This is a genomic window from Microcystis sp. M49636_WE2, from assembly GCF_030065375.1.
Taxonomy (GTDB): Bacteria; Cyanobacteriota; Cyanobacteriia; order Cyanobacteriales; family Microcystaceae; genus Microcystis; species Microcystis aeruginosa_C.
The window spans coordinates 1-1,139 of the sequence record NZ_JASJFG010000732.1 but is presented as its reverse complement, the minus strand read 5'-3'; the positions used below and the strand labels follow the sequence as shown (position 1 = coordinate 1,139).

Below are 1,139 nucleotides of genomic sequence, written 5' to 3'. Positions count from 1 at the left end.
GGTAAATCTGGATCAAAACCCGCTCCTAATTCAATTAAAGAAGCAATTTGTCCCCTGACTCTCACCTGTACCTTTGTCGGTTCCAGAATACCACAAATAACTTTTAGGAGAGTAGATTTTCCTGCGCCATTAGCTCCAATGATACCTAATTTTGCTCCAGAATTAATTACTAAATCTATATCATCTAGAACTAATTTTTTGGCAGGTTGACGATATTTACCTTCAAGAAGAGAGAAGATTGTCCTTTTTAGATCGTAGGAAAATTCTTCTTGAGTGCGTCTTTCGAGAGACACTTGATCGAGTCGAATTACTTCTGTCATTTATAATAAATCCATAAATAAATGTCGCCATAGTCGGAAGCAAGTCCAACCAATTCCTAAGATAATGATCCCACCGAGTAGAGATTGAAAAATCAAACCAAAATCTGGTAATCCGGGGGAAAGGGACAATTGGCGAATACTTTCAATTACCGGTAATAATGGGTTTAATAGCAGGAATGGTTGTACGGAGGGAGGAATAATTTCCGGGGGATAGAAAATCGGGCTGCTAATCCAAGCGACAAAACAAACAATTTCGTAAAAATAGGGTAAGTCTCTGAAGAAAACGTAGAGGGTACTAACAAAGAAACCCACTCCCGTGCAAACCAGAGAAAGACCGATCACGGGAAAAATCAGAGCAATTACATTAATTAAACTTTGAGACTTCCAGAGAGTTACTATAGCCAAAAGGGGAAAGATACTAATAGCAAATTGAAAAATATTTGCCACTACCATGGAAACGGGAAAAATGCTAACTGGCAGACGAATTTTATTTAAAATACTGCCATTACCAACAATACTAGGTAAAGCTTGGTTAGTGGAAGCATTAAAGAAATTTATTACGACTAAACCAGTGAAAGCCGCTAGGACATAGTTAACTAGAGAATTATCAAAATAAGAGGCGAAAACCGTGCCGAAAATTGCCGTGTATAGTGCCGTCATAATCGCGGGATTTAACAAAGACCAGTAAACCCCCAGAAAAGAACCCCGATAGCGTCCCTTGAGATTACGTTCCACTAAAACACTAAGCAACTCGTAATATCGCCGCGCTGTTGACCATCTAGTTTTTGCCTGGAGATCGGTCATAGGGATAATTGTCAT

The 1,139-nt window shown here is 39.1% G+C and carries 2 protein-coding genes; both read right to left on the bottom strand.

Annotated elements, in window-relative coordinates; translation table 11 throughout:
- Positions 1-320 (bottom strand): ATP-binding cassette domain-containing protein (locus PX484_RS16805; protein ID WP_288104839.1); only part of this gene is annotated, 320 nt, incomplete at its 3' end.
- On the bottom strand, positions 321-1,124 hold the full coding sequence (locus tag PX484_RS16800) for an ABC transporter permease (protein WP_002751332.1): 804 nt from the start codon (positions 1,122-1,124) through the stop codon (positions 321-323).
- Positions 1,125-1,139: the final 15 nt, after the last annotated feature.

What these genes read in the sequence shown, in the direction of transcription:
- PX484_RS16800 (WP_002751332.1), bottom strand. Translation starts at nt 1,124, where the DNA reads ATGACCGATCTCCAGGCAAAAACTAGATGGTCAACAGCGCGGCGATAT.